Origin of the sequence: Zhengella mangrovi, assembly GCF_002727065.1 — a bacterium.
GTDB classification, from domain to species: domain Bacteria; phylum Pseudomonadota; class Alphaproteobacteria; order Rhizobiales; family Rhizobiaceae; genus Zhengella; species Zhengella mangrovi.
Genome location: NZ_PDVP01000001.1, coordinates 1 through 17,463, shown reverse-complemented (window position 1 = coordinate 17,463; position 17,463 = coordinate 1). Strand labels below are relative to the sequence as shown.

The window sequence follows — 17,463 nt, the reverse complement described above, 5'->3', positions numbered from 1 at the left end:
AGGGGAAGGGTCAGCGGATTCTTCTTGGATCCGGCCCGAATCTCCGGGCGCCAACCTCACCTGACAAAGGACGCCTGCCGATGGATCTCGCTTTTCCCTGGCCGATCAGCCAAGGCGAGTGGCTCGCTTTCTGGGCGGCCGTCGCAACGGTGGTTCTCGGCCTGCTGATGATGGTGGCTCCCCGCCTTGCGCTGACCATCCTGGCACCCGGCGCCAAGGGCAACGGCGATGCGGCGGCCCTGGCGCGCGGATTGCCGGGCGGGCTGATGTTCGGGCTCGGCGCCGCCAGCATCCTGCTGGCCCAGCCCACCCTCTATGCCGCGCTCGCGATCTGCTGGGGCATGGCCACGCTTGGCAGCGTGCTGGCCCTTTTCTCGCGCAGCGCCACGCGAGTCGCGGTGGCCTTCACGCTGCTTCTCAGCCTCGTCATCTGCGGGCTGGCCAGTTCCTATGCTTTCGGATTCATAAGCTGACGCGAATGTTTTTCGCCCGCGAGGGCTGTCCGGGTGCGTCAACCTGATCCAAAAGCATGACAGCGGCCATGTTGCGAGTCTCGGAAGGGTGTGTTAGACGGCAGACGCATTTTGGCGGAAACAAGGCGGCCGCGCCTTGAGCCATGCCAAAAAACGTCAATTCGATCAAGAGTTTGCTGAAGGCGGTGACGGCCGCTGACAGCAGGGTCTTGATCCCGCCAGGAAGAGAAACGGTCACCCGTGACACAGTCATCCTCTCTCATTTCCGGTGTTGCCAAGCGCTATGCGGGCTCGCTTTACGAGCTGGCGGCTGATGCCGGCGTGGTCGAAGCGGTCGAAAGCGGTCTTGGCCAGATCGAAACGCTGATCGGCGAGTCGGCCGATTTCAAGCGCCTGATCGAGAGCCCGGTGTTCTCCGCCGACGACCAGTACCGGGCGATCACGGCCATCGCCGAAAAGTCCCAGATCGAAGGTCTCCTGGCCCACTTCCTGAAGGTCGTTGCCCGGAACCGTCGGCTGTTCGCCCTGCCCGGCATCATCGCTGCCTACCGCGCGATCGCCGCAGAGGCCCGCGGCGAGATCGCCGCGGACGTGACCTCCGCGCACGAGCTGAACGCGACGCAGCAGAAGGAACTCTCTGCCGCGCTGAAGCAGGTTGCCGGCAAGGACGTCACCATCAATCTGACGGTTGATCCCAGCATTCTCGGTGGCCTGATCGTGAAGATCGGTTCCCGGCAGATCGACACGTCGCTCAAAACGAAACTCACTTCGATGAAGCTTGCACTGAAAGAGGTCGGCTGATGGATATCCGCGCCGCGGAAATTTCCGCAATCCTGAAAGATCAGATCAAGAATTTCGGCAAGGAGGCTGAGGTCTCCGAAGTCGGACAGGTTCTCTCCGTTGGTGACGGCATTGCCCGCGTCTACGGTCTCGACAACGTCCAGGCGGGCGAACTGGTCGAGTTCCCGGGCGGCATCCAGGGCATGGCGCTGAACCTGGAAAGCGATAACGTCGGTGTCGTTATCTTCGGTTCCGACCGTGACATCAAGGAAGGCGACACGGTCAAGCGCAGCGGCTCGATCGTCGACATCGCCGTGGGTCCGGAACTGCTCGGCCGCGTCGTCGACGCGCTGGGCAACCCGATCGACGGCAAGGGCCCGATCAAGGCCAAGGAACGCCGCCAGGTCGACGTCAAGGCGCCCGGCATCATCCCGCGCAAGTCGGTGCACGAGCCGATGTCGACGGGCCTGAAGGCGATCGACGCCCTGATCCCGGTCGGCCGCGGCCAGCGCGAGCTGGTCATCGGTGACCGCCAGACCGGCAAGACCGCCATCATCCTGGACACGTTCCTGAACCAGAAGCCGATCCACGACAACGGCCCGGACAAGGACAAGCTGTTCTGCGTCTACGTCGCCGTCGGCCAGAAGCGGTCGACCGTTGCCCAGTTCGTGAAGGTCCTGGAAGACCGCGGCGCGCTGGAGTACTCGGTCGTGATCGCGGCCACCGCGTCCGACCCGGCGCCGATGCAGTTCCTGGCACCGTTCGCCGGCTGCGCCATCGGTGAATATTTCCGCGACAACGGCATGCATGCGCTGATCGGCTACGACGACCTGTCCAAGCAGGCCGTCGCCTACCGCCAGATGTCGCTGCTGCTGCGCCGCCCGCCGGGCCGCGAAGCCTACCCGGGCGACGTTTTCTACCTGCACTCCCGCCTTCTGGAGCGCGCCGCCAAGCTGAACGAGGACAATGGCGCCGGTTCGCTGACCGCGCTCCCGGTCATCGAGACGCAGGGCAACGACGTGTCGGCGTTCATTCCGACCAACGTGATCTCGATCACCGACGGCCAGATCTTCCTTGAAACCGACCTGTTCTTCCAGGGCATCCGCCCGGCCGTGAACGTCGGCCTGTCGGTGTCTCGCGTGGGGTCGTCGGCGCAGATCAAGGCGATGAAGCAGGTCGCCGGCTCGATCAAGGGCGAACTGGCCCAGTACCGCGAAATGGCGGCCTTCGCCCAGTTCGGTTCCGACCTCGACGCCGCCACCCAGCGCCTGCTGAACCGCGGTGCGCGCCTGACCGAGCTGCTCAAGCAGCCGCAGTTCTCGCCGCTCAAGACCGAAGAGCAGGTCGCGGTGATCTACGCGGGTGTCAAGGGCTACCTCGACAAGCTTGCAGTGAACCAGGTCGGCAAGTTCGAGCAGGGCCTGCTTGCGCACATGCGCGGCGAAGGCAAGGACGTGCTGGAAGCCATCCGCACCGAGAAGGCGCTGACGCCGGACATCGAGGAAAAGCTGAAGGCCCAGATCGACGCTTACGCCAAGAGCTTCGCCTGATAGCTGAACGGGAACCGACATGGCCTCTTTGAAAGACCTCCGCGTTCGCATTGCTTCGGTCAAGGCGACGCAGAAGATCACCAAGGCGATGCAGATGGTCGCCGCCGCAAAACTGCGCCGTGCGCAGGAGTCGGCGGAGGCCGCCCGTCCCTATTCCCAGCGGATGGGTTCGGTGCTTGCCAATATTGCCGCGGTCGTGGGCGACGGCGCCGAGGCGCCCCGCCTGATGACGGGAACGGGCAAGGACGACACGCACCTGCTGGTCGTCTGCACCGGTGAACGCGGCCTTTGCGGCGGCTTCAACACGCAGATCGTCCGCCTGGCCCGCGACCACGTCCGCCGCCTTCTGGCCGACGGCAAGCAGGTCAAGATCCTGTGCGTCGGCAAGAAGGGTTACGACCAGCTGCGCCGCGATCATGCCAACCTGATCATCGACCGCGTCGACCTTCGCGAAGTGCGCAACATCGGCTTCACCAATGCCGATGCCATCGGCAAGAAGGTCATTGCGCTATTCGACGACGGGCAGTTCGACGTCTGCACGCTGTTCTACTCGGAGTTCAAGTCGGTCATCAGCCAGGTGCCGACGGCCCAGCAGATCATTCCTGCCAAGGCCGACTCGGAAGAGGCGGCGGCCGATACCTCGGGCGCGACCTACGAATACGAACCGGACGCCGGCACCATCCTCGAAACGCTGATCCCGCGGAACATTTCCGTCCAGGTGTTCCGCGCTCTCCTGGAAAACCAGGCTTCCTTCTACGGCGCGCAGATGTCCGCCATGGACAATGCGACCCGCAATGCCGGTGAGATGATCGACAAGCTGACGCTTTCCTACAACCGTCAGCGCCAGGCGCAGATCACCAAGGAACTCATTGAAATCATTTCGGGCGCCGAGGCGCTCTGAGGTTAGAAAAGGTAAGGATCGATGGCAAAAGCAGCGACCCCCAAAACCGCGGCGGCCAAGAAGACCGCTGCAAAGGCTTCCGGTGCTTCCGGCAAGATCACCCAGGTCATCGGCGCCGTTGTCGACGTCGCCTTCACGGATCACCTTCCGCCGATCCTGAACGCCCTGGAGACGGACAACAACGGCAACCGGCTCGTGCTCGAAGTGGCGCAGCATCTCGGTGAGAACACGGTGCGCTGCATCGCCATGGACGCCACCGAAGGCCTCGTGCGCGGCCAGGACGTCGTCGACATGGGCGCGCCGATCTCCGTGCCGGTCGGTCCGGAAACGCTCGGCCGCATCATGAACGTCATCGGCCAGCCGGTTGACGAAGCCGGCCCGATCGAAACGAAGACCACCCGCGCGATCCACCAGGAAGCGCCGGCCTACGTGGAGCAGTCCACCGAGGCGGAAATCCTGGTGACGGGCATCAAGGTCGTCGACCTGCTCGCCCCCTACGCCAAGGGCGGCAAGATCGGCCTGTTCGGTGGCGCCGGCGTCGGCAAGACGGTTCTGATCATGGAACTGATCAACAACGTCGCCAAGGCGCACGGCGGTTACTCGGTGTTCGCCGGCGTGGGTGAGCGCACCCGCGAAGGCAACGACCTCTACCACGAGATGATCGAGTCGGGCGTGAACAAGCTCGGCGGCGGCGAAGGCTCCAAGGCCGCGCTGGTCTACGGCCAGATGAACGAGCCGCCCGGTGCCCGCGCCCGCGTCGCCCTGTCGGGCCTGACGGTGGCCGAGCACTTCCGTGACGAAGGTCAGGACGTGCTGTTCTTCGTGGACAACATCTTCCGCTTTACCCAGGCCGGTTCCGAAGTGTCCGCCCTCCTGGGCCGCATTCCCTCGGCGGTGGGCTACCAGCCGACGCTGGCGACCGACATGGGCGCCATGCAGGAGCGCATCACCACCACGACCAAGGGTTCGATCACCTCGGTGCAGGCCATCTACGTGCCGGCCGACGACCTGACCGACCCGGCGCCGGCGACCTCGTTCGCGCACCTTGACGCCACGACGGTTCTGTCGCGCTCGATCGCGGAAAAGGGCATCTACCCGGCCGTGGATCCGCTCGACTCCACCTCGCGCATGCTGGACCCGATGATCGTCGGCGAAGAGCATTACGATGTGGCCCGCCAGGTGCAGTCGATCCTGCAGCGTTACAAGTCGCTCCAGGACATCATCGCCATCCTCGGCATGGACGAGCTTTCCGAAGAGGACAAGCTGACCGTGGCCCGCGCCCGCAAGATCGAGCGCTTCCTGTCGCAGCCGTTCTTCGTGGCCGAGGTCTTCACCGGTTCGCCGGGCAAGCTCGTCGACCTGGAAGACACGATCAAGGGCTTCAAGGGTCTGTGCGCCGGCGAATACGATCACCTGCCGGAGCCTGCCTTCTACATGGTCGGCTCCATCGAGGAAGCCGTCGAGAAGGCCCAGAAGATGGCCGCGGAAGCGGCCTGAACCTGACCTGAAATCAGGCGCGGGCGATCCGGTCCGCGCCGCATGAACCAAGGAACCGGTAGGGCGTCATGGCTCAATCCTTCAAGTTCGAACTGGTCTCGCCGGAACGGCTGCTGATCTCGGAAGAGGTCGAGACCGTGGTGATTCCGGGCGCCGACGGCGAGATGACGGTCATGGCCAGCCATGCCCCTCTGATGACGTCGATCCGTCCGGGGGTCATGACGGTCAACATGTCCGGTGGCAAGGCCGAGCGGTACGTCATCTTCGGCGGCTTCGCCGACGTCATGCCGGAAAGCTGCACCGTGCTCGCCGAGGCGGCCGTCCATGTCGACGACATCGACCGTGGCGACCTGGAGCAGCGCATCGCCGATGCGCGCGAAGACCTCGCCGACGCGCAGGAAGACGATCACAAGCAGCGCGCGCAGGAATATCTCGACCAGCTGACGACGCTGCACGGGGCCATCCTGCCGGCCTGAGTGCCGGTACAAGATGACATCCATGTTTTCGGAAGCGGGCCCTTCGGGGCCCGTTTTTTATGGGTGTCCGTTCAGTGCCATCATGACCGCGGCGCGGGCGTGGAGTTCCGTCGTGTCGAAGACCGGAAGCGGCGAATTGGCGCTGTCGATGATCATGCCGATTTCGGTGCAGCCCAGGATGACCGCTTCCGCGCCTTCGTCGCGCATACGGGCAATGATGGCTGCAAAGCGATCCGCCGACTCCGGATTCCGGACGCCGAGGCAGAGTTCCTCATAGATGACACGGTGGATTACTTCCCGTTCCGTGGTTTCGGGCACCAGGACATCCAGTCCGAAAGCGGCCTCGAGCCGTCCACGATAGAAATCCTGCTCCATGGTGAAGCGGGTCCCCAGCAGGGCGACCGTCCGTATGCCGGCGGTTTCCAGTGCGGCCCCCGTCGGGTCGGCGATATGAAGGATGGGCAGCTGCGACCCGGCTTCGATCTCACCGGCGACCCTGTGCATGGTGTTGGTAGCGATGACGAGGAAATCGGCGCCGGCGGATTTCAGCCCGCGTGCGGCCGATGTCAGGATTCCGGCGGTTCCGCCCCAGTCGCCGGCATGCTGGCGTTGCTCTATCTCGTGGAAGTCGACAGAATGAAGAAGGATCCGTGCGGAATGCAGCCCGCCGCGCTCCCGTTTCACCGTTTCGTTCATCAGGCGGTAGTAAAGCGCCGTGGATTCCCAGCTCATGCCGCCGAGCAGGCCGATCAGCTTCACGCGGATGTCCCGGCCAGGTGGGAAAAGGCGGCAACAACCTCCTCGTAGACGCGTCGCTTGAAGGGGACGATCAGGCCCGGCAATTGCGCCATGGGCTTCCACTCCCAGGCATCGAACTCGGCCGCATGGCCTCCCGGCGGCGGATTGATCCGGATTTCGTTGTCGTCACCCTCGAAGCGGAAGGCAAACCAGCGCTGTTTCTGGCCGCGATACTTGCCCTTCAGGGCGATGCCGACGAGGTCGTCCGGCAGGTCGTAGTAGACCCAGTCCGGCGCCTCCTCGATCAGCGAGGCGGTGCGAATGCCGGTTTCCTCGTAAAGCTCGCGCCAGGCGGCTTCGAGCGGCGTCTCGCCCTTGTCGATGCCGCCCTGCGGCATCTGCCAGAGGTGGGAGGCCCCGGCCATCTCGCTGTCATCCTCGGCAATGCGCCGTCCGGCCCACACCATGCCATCCCGGTTGAGCACCATCACGCCGGCACAGGGCCGATAGGGGAGATCGTCCGGTTTCACGTTCTTCTTGACCATGCTGTCCCCAGTCCCGGTGATTCACTGCCGCGGATCGGCTGCCAGCGCCGACACCGGCACGATCTCGATGCCGCGCATCCTGGCTTCGCCAACCCAGGCGGCAACCGTATCGACGGTCACATCGAAGGCCGATCCGCTGCCAATGGCCGACCCCCGCGCCCGGGCAGTGGCCTCCAGTTCGTCGAGCTTCTTCAGGATCTCGGCCTTGTCCTGGACCTGGTCGATGATCGCGTCGCCGCTGGCGAAGGGCATGCGGTCACCCGCGGCCAGGTCGGGCGCGGCCGAGCGGCCATAGCTGCCGTCGTCCAGGAACATCAGGCCACGGGCGGCGAGATCGGCCATGACCGGCTTCATCGCTTCGTGGTCTGCCATGAACCGGGCGCCCATGTAATTCATCACGCCGACATAGTTGGTTGTCCGGCCGAGCGCCCAGTGCAGGTTTGCGAGGTTGGTGCGGGGCGGGGCTTCCACTGTCAGCGTGTTGCGCCCGGGGTTCGTCCTGGGATAATCGAAGGGCTCCAGCGGGATCTGCATGAGGATCTCGTGCCCCGACCGGCGGCCTTCCTGCATCCAGCGCGTGAGGCTGTTGCCCTGCGGAGAAAAGGCCAGTGTCACACCCTGCGGCAGCTTCCTGATGGCCGCCTGGGTGCCGGTCTGGGAGAGACCGAGGCCGCCGATGACGATGGCCACCTTGGCGCCGCGGGAGCCGGACCAACTGCCGGCGTAGACGTCGAAGGGGCGCCTGCCGTCCGGTCCAACCACCGGCAGTGGGCCGTGTTCCGACTGTTCGATCAGCGCGCGGTCCGGCAGGTGGGCCGTGCGGCTGTCCTGCTTCATCTCCGACGGGTTGCGGATCACGATGACGCTTTGCGACGCCTGGCCGCTATCGGCGGCGGGGGCGTCGTCTGGCTGGACCTTGATGATCGCGGGGCCGTCTCCCTTCGCCTCGCCGGAGGCGGGCGCGGCGGGCGGTTCAGCGGCCGACGGCCTTGCCGGCTGGGTTTCGGGGACCGACGAGACGTCGGGATGCATTTCCCGGAAGGGGTCACGCGACAGCGCGATCCAGCCGGCTGGCAGAGCCACCACGACGATGGCCACAAGGGCGCCGAGAACACCTCGCGGCATGGCGATGCGGCGAACCGGCGGGCGGCCGTCCTGGCCAAGCGGCTTGTCGATCTCCCGCTCGCGCCTGAACTGTCCGCTTTCGCTCATCATCTATCCGGATCGTGGCATCGGCCGGCCGTCCGGCGCGGTCGTGGCATGGAGGGAAGCCGCCGCCTCGCGGCGGCGGCTCAAGGGATCATTCCGACTGCTGGAGAACCACGTCCTTTTCCGGATCCGGCGGGAATGCCGCGTTGGTGGTCTTGCCGCGGATGAGGTCGAGCGCGGCCTGCAGCTGGAGGTCGTCCTTGGCTTCCGGCGGGACGTAGGCGATCGAGCCGGAGCCTTTGTCATCTTCCTCCACGCCCTTGATGTGGCCGGGGAGATCGGATTCGCCGCGCGTCAGGTCACGGCCCTTCAGCTCGTCCGGCAGGGGCTGGTCGACCTTGATGTCCGGATCGATGCCGTGACCCTGGATCGACTTGCCCGACGGCGTGTAATAGAGCGCCGTGGTCAGGCGAAGGGCGCCGTTTTCCTGCAGCGGGATGATGGTCTGGACCGATCCCTTGCCGAAGGAACGGGTGCCGAGCACCGTGGCGCGGCGATGATCCTGCAGCGCGCCGGCAACGATCTCGGAGGCGCTGGCCGATCCGCCGTTGATCAGGACGATCAGCGGCTTGCCGTTGGTCAGGTCCCCTGCACGGGCGGAGTAGAGATCGATGTTGCGCTCCTCGCGGCCCTTGGTGCGGACGATCTCGCCCTTGTCGAGGAAGGCGTCGGAGACGGCCACCGCCTGGTCGAGCAGTCCGCCCGGGTTCAGGCGCAGGTCAAGGACGTAGCCCTTGAGCTTGTCGTCCGGAACGTCCTTCTTGATCGTGGTGATCGCGTCCTGCAGGTCGCCGAAGGTCTTTTCGGTGAAGGATGTGATCTTGAGGTAGCCGACGTCCTCCTCGACGCGATACTTGACCGCCTTCACCTTGATGACGTCGCGCACGATCTTGATCTTGATCGGCTTGTCGGCGCCTTCGCGCAGGATGGTCAGCTCGATGGGCGTGTTGACCTCGCCGCGCATCTTGTCGACCGCGTCGGCCAGGGTCAGGCCGCGCACTTCCTGGCCATCGATCTGCGAGATGAGGTCGCCCGCCAGGACACCCGCGCGCATGGCCGGGGTATCGTCGATCGGCGTGATCACCTTGACCAGCTCGTTCTCCATGGTCACCTCGATGCCAAGGCCGCCGAACTCGCCCTTGGTCTGGACGCGCATGTCCTTGGCGTCATCGGCATTGAGATAGGAGGAGTGCGGATCCAGCGAGGTCAGCATCCCGTTGATGGCCGACTCGATCAGTTTCTTCTCGTCGGGCGGGGTGACGTACTGTGCGCGGACACGTTCGAAAATGTCGCCGAAAATGGCCAGCTGCCGGTAGGTCTCCGAGCCCGCGGCATTGGCTGGCCACCATGGTCCGCCATTGACCGCAGTCACCGTCACCGCGCCCATGATGGCACCAGCGCCAAGAAGTGTCAGCTTACGAATCATTCCTCGTCCTTCCGGCTACCTTGTCCGACCACCATGCGGCCGGATCAACGGGTTTCTTGTCTTTCCGGAACTCCACATAGAGTTCCGGTTGTTGGATGTCATTACCCGTCACGGCAACAGCCGCAACGCGCTTTTCCCCCATCACGCCGACCGGCTCACCCGCCGACACTTTCTGGCCCTGTATCACGTTGAGTTGCGCCATGCCCGCCATGACAACATGATACCCATCGCCCGCGTCCAGGATCAAGAGTTTGCCGTAGGAGCGGAAGGCGCCCGCGAAGAGCACGATGCCATCCGCAAGCGCGGTAACGATAGAGCCCGATTGTGTTTGAATGGTGTCGCCGATGGCGTGCAGGCCATCGCCGGAGGGCTGTCCGAAACGGTGGTTGAGTTGCCCCGAGACCGGCAGCAGGAGCCTGTTCTTCATGGCATCGAATGGCAGGCCGGTCCGTAGCCGGTTTTCCTCGGGAACCGGCTGGTCCTGCTCGCGCAGCCGGGCGAGCCGGTCGGTGCGCTGCTGTTCTTCCGCGGCAGCCTTGCGCGCCGCCTCGCGGGCCTCGCGGACCGAGGCGATCTCGGTGTCGAGCGACGTGATGAGGTCCTGCAGCGACGTCGCCTTGGCCGCCAACTGCTCGGCCTTTTCGGTCTCCGCGGCAATCTGCGCTTCCGTCTGTTCGCGCAGGGCCTGTTTCTGCTTCAAGAGCGCATCGAGGCGCTGGCGTTCGGCCACCTGGTCGCGAACGGCGTTTTCGAGCCGCGCGCGCTCGCGGTGGATGGCCGCCGTGACCCGCTTGAGTTCTTCCAGGTCGGCAACCAGGATTTCCGTCTGGGCGCGGAGTTCGGGCACGACCGCACCGAGGAGAATGGCACTGCGCACCGAACCGAGCGCATCTTCGGGCCGGACCAGGATGGCCGGTGGCGGATTGAGGCCCATGCGCTGAAGCGCGGCCAGAACCTCGGCGAGCACCCCGCGGCGCTTGCGCAGCGACTGGCGGACCGAATCCTGCTGGACGTTCAGGTCGGCAACCCGGCCGGCGATCGCGGCAACATCGTCGGCCAGCTTCTTTTCCGTCCGGGCCGACTGGATCAGGGCCGAGGTGATCGCCGTCGAATCCTTCTTCAGCGATTCAATCTCGGCGGCCAGCGCCGCCTTGCGGTCTTCGGACGCGGCCATTTCCGCGGCCAGGCGTTCATAGGCGGCACGTGTCTCTGCCTGCCTCGCTTCGAGGACCGAGGGGTCCGGCTGAGGCTCGTCCTGAGCCATGGACGCCGGCGTCAGGGCAAACAGCGCCATGCCGACCGACAGGATCAGCCGGCGGAAATGCGGTGCAGCCAAGGGGAATCGCGGCATCATGGCCAGACCATACCCAAGCAATCTCAAGGAATCATTAACCAAAGACGATCGCGGCGCTGCGATGCTCATGCCCGGTGGTAGGGATGACCCGACAGTATGGTGCATGCGCGGTAAAGCTGTTCGGCAAGCAGGATGCGCGCGAGCTGGTGCGGCCAGGTCATGCGCCCGAACGAGAGCAGCAGACCGGCCTTCTGGCGCAGCGCGGGATCATGGCCATCCGGTCCGCCGATGGCGAAAACGATATCGCGCTGGCCGTCGTCGCGCAGGACCGCCAGGCGCCGGGCGAAATCTTCCGATCCGATGGATTTTCCGGTTTCGTCAAGCAGAACAAGGAACGCCCCGTCCTCGACGGCGCGCAGAAGCGGCTGGCCTTCCTCGCCCTTGCGCTGCTCGGCCGTGCCGGCGCGGCTTTCCGCGATTTCCCTGACGCCGGCGAACTCGAGGCCGAGCGGCGGGCCGGCCTTGGCAAGACGCTCGATATAGCGCGCTGACAGGTCCCGTTCGGGGCCGGCCTTCATCCGGCCCACGGCATGAATCGACATTCGCATCCGACCGACGTCCTGTTGCCGAACCCCCCAGGGTTCAGTGCAGGGTGCTGTCCTCCAGGTCCGGAGCCTGCCACATCTTTTCGATGTTGTAGAACTCGCGGACCTCGGGGCGGAAGACGTGGACGATGATGTCGCCCGAATCAATCAACACCCAGTCGGCGCTCGCCAGACCCTCGACGCGCGCGGTGCCATAGCCGGCATCCTTGAGCGCCTTGATCAGGTGATCGGCGACCGCGGCGACGTGACGATGCGACCGCCCCGAGGCGACGATCATGTAGTCCGCCAGGCTCGACTTGCCCTGAATGTCAATGGAAACAATGTCTTCGGCCTTGGAGTCTTCAAGCGATTCGATGGCCGTCCTGAGGGCTGCTTCGGCGCCGGCACTCCGGCTGGCCTCAGCCCGTGAAGGCATTTCCTGTGCCTTCGTTTCCGTTGCTGTTCTCAGTGTCTTTCCTTTCATCATGAGAGCAACATTGCGCACCCGGCAGGGCGTACCCCAAAAAGGTGGCAGCAATGTTCTTCATTTTCAAGACACGAGCTGTGAAACGGTTTCACACGGAGCCGGTTCCGGACCGGTGGCCTGCGCCCTCGGCGCGCAGCTGCGTGGAGGACAGCGACGACCGGGGGCCGTGAATGAAGGTCCAGGCCGGGGCGTCGAGAAAGGCAAGGCGCGGAGCATCCGCCTCGTCGATACGGGCCTCGGCAAAGGTCTTGGCCATGCGTGAGGAAAGGAAGGACAGGGTCGCACCCGGCCGGTCGATCACGGCGATCGGGAACGTGCGCGCGATCGCTTTCCATCGCTGCCAGCGGTGAAAGGACTTCAGGTTGTCCGCGCCCATGATCCAAACGAAGCGGACGCCCGGCTTGCGGGCCTTGACGAGCGACAGCGTGTCGGCGGTGAAGCGGACGTGATGGGCTGCCTCGAAGGCGGTTACCTTGACCTTGGGGCCCGGCTTGACGGCTTCGGACGCGGCAATGCGCCAGGCCAGCGGCGCGAGGTTGGAATTGTCCTTCAGCGGATTGCCCGGCGTGACGATCCACCAGAGCTGGTCGAGGTCCAGGCGGCGCAGGGCGATTTCCGCCACCAGGGCATGGCCGGCGTGGGGCGGGTTGAACGAGCCGCCGAACAGGCCGACGCGCAGGCCGGGCGCGGTGGCCGGCATGCGCAGGTAGTTCGCCGGAACGCCTTCGTGTCCGGGCATCAGGGACGTGTCTGCCCGGTGCCGCGCACGCGGTACTTGAACGAGGTCAACTGCTCGACGCCAACGGGACCGCGGGCGTGCATCTTGCCGGTGGCAATGCCGATCTCTGCCCCCATGCCGAACTCGCCGCCGTCGGCGAACTGGGTCGAGGCATTGTGCAACAGGATGGCGCTGTCGATCTCGTTGAAGAAGCGCTCCACGGCCTGCGGATCCTCCGCAATGATCGCCTCCGTGTGATGGGAGGAGTAGCGGTTGATGTGTTCGATGGCGCCGGAAATGCCGTCGACGATGGCCACCGAAATGATGGCGTCGAGGTATTCGGTCGACCAGTCCTCGGCGGCCGCTTCCTTCGCCTGGTCCCAGAGCGCCATGACGGCGTCGTCGCCGCGGATTTCGCAACCCTTGGCCGCGAGCGCCTCAAGGATCGGGCGCAGGTGGGTTTCCGCACAGGCCCGGTCGACCAGGAGGGTTTCGGCCGCACCGCAGATGCCGGTGCGGCGCATCTTGGCGTTGAGCACGATGGCCACGGCCATCTCCAGGTCCGCCGAGCGGTCGACATAGACGTGGCAGATGCCCTCGAGGTGCGCGAAGACCGGCACGCGGGCATCGGCCTGGACGCGCGCGACGAGGCTCTTGCCGCCGCGGGGCACGATCACATCGATATTGCCTTCGAGGCCGGTCAGCAGTTCGCCGACGGCCGCGCGGTCGGTCACCGGCACGCGCTGGATCGCATCGACGGGAAGGCCGGCCGCTTCCAGACCGCGCACGAGGCAGGCGTGGATGGCGGCGGACGAGTTCACGGAGTCCGATCCGCCGCGCAGGATGACGGCATTGCCCGCCTTCAGGCAAAGGGCGCCGGCATCGGCGGTGACGTTGGGGCGGCTTTCGTAGATGACGCCGATCACGCCAAGGGGCGTGCGCACGCGCTCGATGTGGAGGCCGTTCGGGCGATCCCATTCGTCGATGATCTCGCCGACCGGGTCCTTCAGCCCGGCAATGGCGCGGATGCCGTCGGCCATGGCGCGAATGCGCGCATCGTCCAGCTTCAGCCGGTCGAGCATGGCGGACGACAGCCCGGCCTTGACGCCGTTCTGCATGTCGATGGCATTGGCTTCCAGGATGGATGCCATGCCGGCTTCCACGGCCTCGGCCATGGCCAGCAGCGCGGCGTGCTTGGCCTGCGGGGAGGCGATGGCCAGCGGCGCGGCGGCGGCGCGGGCGCGCCGGCCGATCGCGGCCATCAGGGCATGGATGTCATTGTCGCTGGCGATCTTGCCTGTCAGCATGTCGGGCCTCCATCTCGGCAGGTGCATACACCGGCACGACGCGGCGGGCAATGTCGCAGCCACCCCGGCGGATCAGCGATCCGGCGCGGTGACGACGAGGTCGTCGCGGTGGATCATGGCCGATCGCGCCTGGTAGCCCAGAACCTGCTCGATTTCCGTACTCTTGCATCCGGCGATCCGCGTCGCGTCGGCGGCATCGTAGGCGATGAGGCCACGGGCAACCTCCTGGCCCCCGGGCGTCATGACGGCCACCGTGTCACCGCGGGCGAAGTGGCCGGAAACGGCGCGCACGCCGGCCGCCAGCAGCGACTTTCCGTCCTTCAGCGCCTTCAGCGCACCGTCGTCGATGACCAGCCGCCCGGCCGGCTCCAGTTGCCCGGCGATCCAGCTCTTGTAGCCGGACACGGGGCTCGGGACGGGCGCGAAAAGCGTGTGGCGGGCACCCTGTTCGACAGCGCGGAGGGGATGGTTGGTTTCGCCCGAGGTGATGATCATCGTGGTGCCTGCCGTCGTTGCGATCTTGCCGGCATCCAGCTTGGTGCGCATGCCGCCCCGCGACAGTTCGGAGGCAGCCGCGCCGGCCATGGCCTCGATCTCCGGCGTGATCCGCTCGACGACCGGGATGTGTTGCGCATCCGGGTTGGTGGCCGGGGGCGCGGTGTAGAGCCCGTCGATATCGGACAGCAGGACGAGAAGATCACTCGTCATCATGGTGGCGACGCGGGCGGCGAGCCGGTCGTTGTCGCCATAGCGGATCTCGGTGGTCGCAACGGTGTCGTTCTCGTTGACGACCGGTACCGCGCCGAGCTTCAGCAGCGTCCCGACAGTGGCGCGGGCATTGAGGTAGCGGCGCCGCTCCTCGGTATCGCCGAGCGTGACGAGCACCTGCCCGGCCGTGATGGAATGGCGCGCCAGTTCCTCGGCCCAGGCCTGGGCGAGGGCGATCTGGCCGACCGCGGCGGCGGCCTGGCTCTCCTCGAGCTTCAACTGCCTGCGGCCGAGACCGAGGATGGTCCGGCCAAGCGCGATGGCGCCGGAGGAGACCACCACGACATCCGACCCGGCCGCCTTGAGGCGGGCAATGTCGGCCACCATGGAAGCCAGCCAGCCGCGTTTCAGGCCGGCCTTGCGGTCGACCAGCAGAGCCGAACCGATCTTCACCGTGATGCGTCTGTAGGAAGAGAGCATGGCGGAACCCGGACCCTACTTCTGCCAGCGCTCGTCAGGCTCTTGCGGCGTTTCCGACCCGCGGGCCTTTTCGATGACGGCCATCAGGGCCCGCTGGACGTCTTCCATGCCTTCCCCGGTCGCCGCGGAAATCAGCAGCGGGTCACGGCCGCAGGCGGCCCCAAGGTCGGCCAGCTTCTCGGCCCTTTGCGTCCCGTCGAGCAGGTCGGCCTGCGACAGCGCCACGATCTCCGGCTTGTCGACGAGGCCGTGGCCATAGGCTTCCAGCTCGTTGCGCACGGTCCGGTACACGGCGCCGACATCCTCCTCGCGGCCGGAGACGAGATGCAGCAGGACGCGCGTACGCTCGACATGGCCGAGGAAGCGGTCCCCGATCCCGATGCCCTCGTGGGCGCCCTCGATCAGGCCGGGAATGTCGGCGATGACGAATTCGCGGGCATCGATGCGGGCCACGCCGAGGTTGGGATGCAGGGTTGTGAAGGGATAGTCGGCAATCTTCGGCTTGGCACGTGTCATGGCGGCCAGGAAGGTCGACTTGCCGGCATTGGGCAGGCCGACGAGACCGGCATCGGCGATCAGCTTGAGGCGCAGCCAGACCGTCCGTTCCTCGCCGGGAAGGCCCGGATTGGCACGGCGCGGCGCCTGGTTGGTGGACGACTTGAAATGCATGTTGCCGAAGCCGCCGTTGCCGCCCTTGGCAAGGCGGAAGCGCTGGCCAGTCTCGGTCAGGTCGCAGATCAGGGTCTCGTTGTCTTCCTCGAAGATCTGGGTGCCGGCCGGAACCTTCAGCAGGACATCGGCTCCCTTGGCGCCGGTCTTGTGGCGGCCCATGCCGTGCATGCCCGTCTTGGCCTTGAAGTGCTGCTGGTAGCGGTAGTCGATCAGCGTGTTCAGGCCGTCGACCGCTTCCACCCAGACGTCGCCGCCGCGTCCGCCGTCGCCGCCGTCCGGTCCGCCGAACTCGATGTATTTCTCACGCCGGAAGGAGACGGAGCCGGCTCCGCCGTCACCGGATCGGATATAGACCTTTGCCTGGTCGAGAAACTTCATGAGACTGTCGCACTGTTCGGTGAATGATTGCCGGGTTTTCCAAACCGCTGCTCTAGCGCATGTTTGGCCGAATCGCGAGAGATATCGGCCAATTCCTGATGAAAGACGAGACGATGGCATTCACCTGCGTGACCTACAACATCCAGTACGGCACCGGCATGGACGGTCGCTACGACCTGGAGCGGATTGCCGGCGAGGTGCGCGGGGCGGACGTGATCGCGCTGCAGGAGGTCTGCCGGAACAACCCGCAGAACGGCGGGCATGACATGGTGGCTGGCCTCGCCGCGCTCCTGCCGGAGTATTTTCACGTCTACGGCGCCCCATACCAGGTCGACATGGGCAGCGCGATCATCGACGGGAAGGCGGTCAGCCGCTATTTCGAGTTCGGGAACATGATCCTTTCGCGCGGCCCGATCCTGGCGTCGCGCAATTTCCTGCTGCCGCGCAGCCGGTCCATCGACGTGCTCAACCTGCAGCGCGGCGCGCTGGAGGCGATCATCGGGACGCCCGCCGGTCCGGTCCGGTTCCACTCCGTCCATCTCGATCACACGAGCGCCGCCGAGCGGTCCGCCCAGATCCGCTGGCTGCTCCGGGCGGCGCTGGAGCACCGGCTTGACGGCGGAGCCGCGACCGGGCTTGCCAGCCTCGGCTACCCGGAACTGCCGGCTCCGGAGGACTTCGTGCTGATGGGCGATTTCAACATGGATCCCGAATCACCGGAATACGTGATCCTGACCGGACCGCTGGATCCGGAATACGGGCGGCGCACGAATGCCCGTTTCGTCCGCGATGTCTCGGTGACGGCAGACGGTGCCGACAGCTGGTTCGATCCTGCCGGGCATCTGCAGCCGCGACGGCTCGATTTCTGCTTTGCAAGCGCCGGAATTGCCCATCGTTTCCGGGATGCGAGGGTCGATTCGGAGGCAACGGGCTCGGATCACCGGCCGGTCTGGGTGACGATGACCTGAAGCTTCGGGCCGACTTCATCCGTGCTGAAATTCTCATCTTCTTAACCTTACCTTAACCCTAGTCCCCAAAGCTATTGCCCTGAGACCAGTGTGCGGGTCGGGGCTATTATGAATCAGATTACTGGACGACGGCTGCGTCAGCAGCCGAAGGTGCGGCTGCGTCTGCGGCCGGTTGCGATGTGGGCAGCGAGCCTACTTGCGTTGGCGGTTGCTCTGCCGGCGTCGGCGGGGGATGACGATGCCTTCGTGATCACGGTTGGCGGCGAAGGGTC

19 protein-coding genes are annotated in these 17,463 nt (G+C 65.6%); 7 read left to right on the top strand and 12 right to left on the bottom strand.

What is annotated here, in order from left to right; translation table 11 throughout:
* Positions 1 to 80: 80 nt before the first annotated feature.
* Positions 81 to 473, top strand: coding sequence for a DUF4345 domain-containing protein (locus CSC94_RS00090; RefSeq protein WP_099302491.1), 393 nt, complete (start codon positions 81 to 83; stop codon positions 471 to 473).
* Here the strand turns inward: CSC94_RS00090 and CSC94_RS24440 are convergent.
* Positions 463 to 711, bottom strand: coding sequence for a hypothetical protein (locus CSC94_RS24440; protein WP_165784273.1), 249 nt, complete (start codon positions 709 to 711; stop codon positions 463 to 465). The two genes, CSC94_RS00090 and CSC94_RS24440, sit on opposite strands and share 11 nt — an antisense overlap.
* A gap of 2 nt (positions 712 to 713) precedes the next feature.
* Here CSC94_RS24440 and CSC94_RS00085 point away from each other — a divergent pair, with 2 nt between their 5' ends.
* From CSC94_RS00085 to CSC94_RS00065, 5 genes are all read left to right on the top strand, one after another.
* Complete coding sequence (locus CSC94_RS00085; RefSeq protein WP_099302489.1) at positions 714 to 1,274, top strand: F0F1 ATP synthase subunit delta; 561 nt, start codon at positions 714 to 716, stop codon at positions 1,272 to 1,274.
* On the top strand, positions 1,274 to 2,803 hold the full coding sequence (gene atpA / locus CSC94_RS00080; protein WP_099302487.1) for a F0F1 ATP synthase subunit alpha: 1,530 nt from the start codon (positions 1,274 to 1,276) through the stop codon (positions 2,801 to 2,803). The genes CSC94_RS00085 and atpA overlap by 1 nt, the downstream gene beginning before the upstream one ends.
* A 19-nt stretch (positions 2,804 to 2,822) precedes the next feature.
* A complete protein-coding gene (locus CSC94_RS00075; RefSeq protein ID WP_099302485.1) occupies positions 2,823 to 3,704 on the top strand; it encodes a F0F1 ATP synthase subunit gamma in 882 nt (293 codons plus the stop codon).
* A gap of 21 nt (positions 3,705 to 3,725) precedes the next feature.
* Positions 3,726 to 5,201, top strand: coding sequence for a F0F1 ATP synthase subunit beta (atpD, locus tag CSC94_RS00070; RefSeq protein ID WP_099302483.1), 1,476 nt, complete (start codon positions 3,726 to 3,728; stop codon positions 5,199 to 5,201).
* Between the two features lie 68 nt (positions 5,202 to 5,269).
* A complete protein-coding gene (locus CSC94_RS00065; RefSeq protein WP_099302481.1) occupies positions 5,270 to 5,677 on the top strand; it encodes a F0F1 ATP synthase subunit epsilon in 408 nt (135 codons plus the stop codon).
* 57 nt (positions 5,678 to 5,734) lie between these two features.
* On the opposite strand, the gene CSC94_RS00060 is transcribed toward CSC94_RS00065, so the two are convergent.
* The 11 genes from CSC94_RS00060 to obgE form a co-directional block, all read right to left on the bottom strand.
* Entirely contained in the window at positions 5,735 to 6,436 is a 702-nt protein-coding gene (locus tag CSC94_RS00060) for an aspartate/glutamate racemase family protein (protein WP_099302479.1), read from the bottom strand.
* Entirely contained in the window at positions 6,433 to 6,960 is a 528-nt protein-coding gene (locus CSC94_RS00055) for an RNA pyrophosphohydrolase (protein ID WP_165784272.1), read from the bottom strand. Before CSC94_RS00055 ends, CSC94_RS00060 begins: the two co-directional genes overlap by 4 nt.
* 21 nt (positions 6,961 to 6,981) lie before the next feature.
* Positions 6,982 to 8,172 carry a divergent polysaccharide deacetylase family protein gene (locus tag CSC94_RS00050; protein WP_099302477.1) on the bottom strand — a complete coding sequence of 397 codons (1,191 nt, stop codon included), beginning with the start codon at positions 8,170 to 8,172 and terminating at the stop codon, positions 6,982 to 6,984.
* 88 nt (positions 8,173 to 8,260) lie between these two features.
* The gene (locus CSC94_RS00045) at positions 8,261 to 9,595 is read right to left on the bottom strand and encodes a S41 family peptidase (RefSeq protein ID WP_099302475.1); all 1,335 of its coding nucleotides are present in this window, start codon (positions 9,593 to 9,595) and stop codon (positions 8,261 to 8,263) included.
* Complete coding sequence (locus tag CSC94_RS00040) at positions 9,585 to 10,949, bottom strand: murein hydrolase activator EnvC family protein (RefSeq protein ID WP_245408210.1); 1,365 nt, start codon at positions 10,947 to 10,949, stop codon at positions 9,585 to 9,587. The genes CSC94_RS00045 and CSC94_RS00040 overlap by 11 nt, the downstream gene beginning before the upstream one ends.
* 65 nt (positions 10,950 to 11,014) lie before the next feature.
* Positions 11,015 to 11,497, bottom strand: coding sequence for a 23S rRNA (pseudouridine(1915)-N(3))-methyltransferase RlmH (rlmH, locus tag CSC94_RS00035; protein ID WP_099302473.1), 483 nt, complete (start codon positions 11,495 to 11,497; stop codon positions 11,015 to 11,017).
* Positions 11,498 to 11,531: 34 nt separating this feature from the next.
* A complete protein-coding gene (gene rsfS / locus CSC94_RS00030) occupies positions 11,532 to 11,909 on the bottom strand; it encodes a ribosome silencing factor (RefSeq protein WP_099302471.1) in 378 nt (125 codons plus the stop codon).
* Between the two features lie 139 nt (positions 11,910 to 12,048).
* Positions 12,049 to 12,660: a nicotinate-nucleotide adenylyltransferase gene (locus CSC94_RS00025; RefSeq protein WP_099303879.1), complete on the bottom strand. Its 612-nt coding sequence runs from the start codon at positions 12,658 to 12,660 to the stop codon at positions 12,049 to 12,051.
* 38 nt (positions 12,661 to 12,698) lie between these two features.
* The gene (locus CSC94_RS00020) at positions 12,699 to 13,985 is read right to left on the bottom strand and encodes a glutamate-5-semialdehyde dehydrogenase (protein WP_099302469.1); all 1,287 of its coding nucleotides are present in this window, start codon (positions 13,983 to 13,985) and stop codon (positions 12,699 to 12,701) included.
* Positions 13,986 to 14,057: 72 nt separating this feature from the next.
* Complete coding sequence (gene proB, locus CSC94_RS00015; protein WP_099302467.1) at positions 14,058 to 15,173, bottom strand: glutamate 5-kinase; 1,116 nt, start codon at positions 15,171 to 15,173, stop codon at positions 14,058 to 14,060.
* A 15-nt stretch (positions 15,174 to 15,188) separates the two neighbouring features.
* Complete coding sequence (gene obgE / locus CSC94_RS00010) at positions 15,189 to 16,223, bottom strand: GTPase ObgE (RefSeq protein WP_099302465.1); 1,035 nt, start codon at positions 16,221 to 16,223, stop codon at positions 15,189 to 15,191.
* A gap of 98 nt (positions 16,224 to 16,321) precedes the next feature.
* Here obgE and CSC94_RS00005 point away from each other — a divergent pair, with 98 nt between their 5' ends.
* Positions 16,322 to 17,191 (top strand): endonuclease/exonuclease/phosphatase family protein, encoded by an 870-nt coding sequence (locus CSC94_RS00005; protein ID WP_245408209.1) that lies wholly within the window; start codon positions 16,322 to 16,324, stop codon positions 17,189 to 17,191.
* Positions 17,192 to 17,463: the final 272 nt, after the last annotated feature.

What these genes read in the sequence shown, in the direction of transcription:
- CSC94_RS00090 (WP_099302491.1), top strand. Translation starts at nt 81, where the DNA reads ATGGATCTCGCTTTTCCCTGGCCGATCAGCCAAGGCGAGTGGCTCGCT.
- atpA (WP_099302487.1), top strand. Translation starts at nt 1,274, where the DNA reads ATGGATATCCGCGCCGCGGAAATTTCCGCAATCCTGAAAGATCAGATC.
- CSC94_RS00075 (WP_099302485.1), top strand. Translation starts at nt 2,823, where the DNA reads ATGGCCTCTTTGAAAGACCTCCGCGTTCGCATTGCTTCGGTCAAGGCG.
- atpD (WP_099302483.1), top strand. Translation starts at nt 3,726, where the DNA reads ATGGCAAAAGCAGCGACCCCCAAAACCGCGGCGGCCAAGAAGACCGCT.
- CSC94_RS00065 (WP_099302481.1), top strand. Translation starts at nt 5,270, where the DNA reads ATGGCTCAATCCTTCAAGTTCGAACTGGTCTCGCCGGAACGGCTGCTG.
- CSC94_RS00055 (WP_165784272.1), bottom strand. Translation starts at nt 6,960, where the DNA reads ATGGTCAAGAAGAACGTGAAACCGGACGATCTCCCCTATCGGCCCTGT.
- CSC94_RS00050 (WP_099302477.1), bottom strand. Translation starts at nt 8,172, where the DNA reads ATGAGCGAAAGCGGACAGTTCAGGCGCGAGCGGGAGATCGACAAGCCG.
- CSC94_RS00045 (WP_099302475.1), bottom strand. Translation starts at nt 9,595, where the DNA reads ATGATTCGTAAGCTGACACTTCTTGGCGCTGGTGCCATCATGGGCGCG.
- CSC94_RS00040 (WP_245408210.1), bottom strand. Translation starts at nt 10,949, where the DNA reads ATGATGCCGCGATTCCCCTTGGCTGCACCGCATTTCCGCCGGCTGATC.
- rlmH (WP_099302473.1), bottom strand. Translation starts at nt 11,497, where the DNA reads ATGCGAATGTCGATTCATGCCGTGGGCCGGATGAAGGCCGGCCCCGAA.
- rsfS (WP_099302471.1), bottom strand. Translation starts at nt 11,909, where the DNA reads ATGCCTTCACGGGCTGAGGCCAGCCGGAGTGCCGGCGCCGAAGCAGCC.
- CSC94_RS00025 (WP_099303879.1), bottom strand. Translation starts at nt 12,660, where the DNA reads ATGCCGGCCACCGCGCCCGGCCTGCGCGTCGGCCTGTTCGGCGGCTCG.
- CSC94_RS00020 (WP_099302469.1), bottom strand. Translation starts at nt 13,985, where the DNA reads ATGCTGACAGGCAAGATCGCCAGCGACAATGACATCCATGCCCTGATG.
- proB (WP_099302467.1), bottom strand. Translation starts at nt 15,173, where the DNA reads ATGCTCTCTTCCTACAGACGCATCACGGTGAAGATCGGTTCGGCTCTG.
- obgE (WP_099302465.1), bottom strand. Translation starts at nt 16,223, where the DNA reads ATGAAGTTTCTCGACCAGGCAAAGGTCTATATCCGATCCGGTGACGGC.
- CSC94_RS00005 (WP_245408209.1), top strand. Translation starts at nt 16,322, where the DNA reads ATGAAAGACGAGACGATGGCATTCACCTGCGTGACCTACAACATCCAG.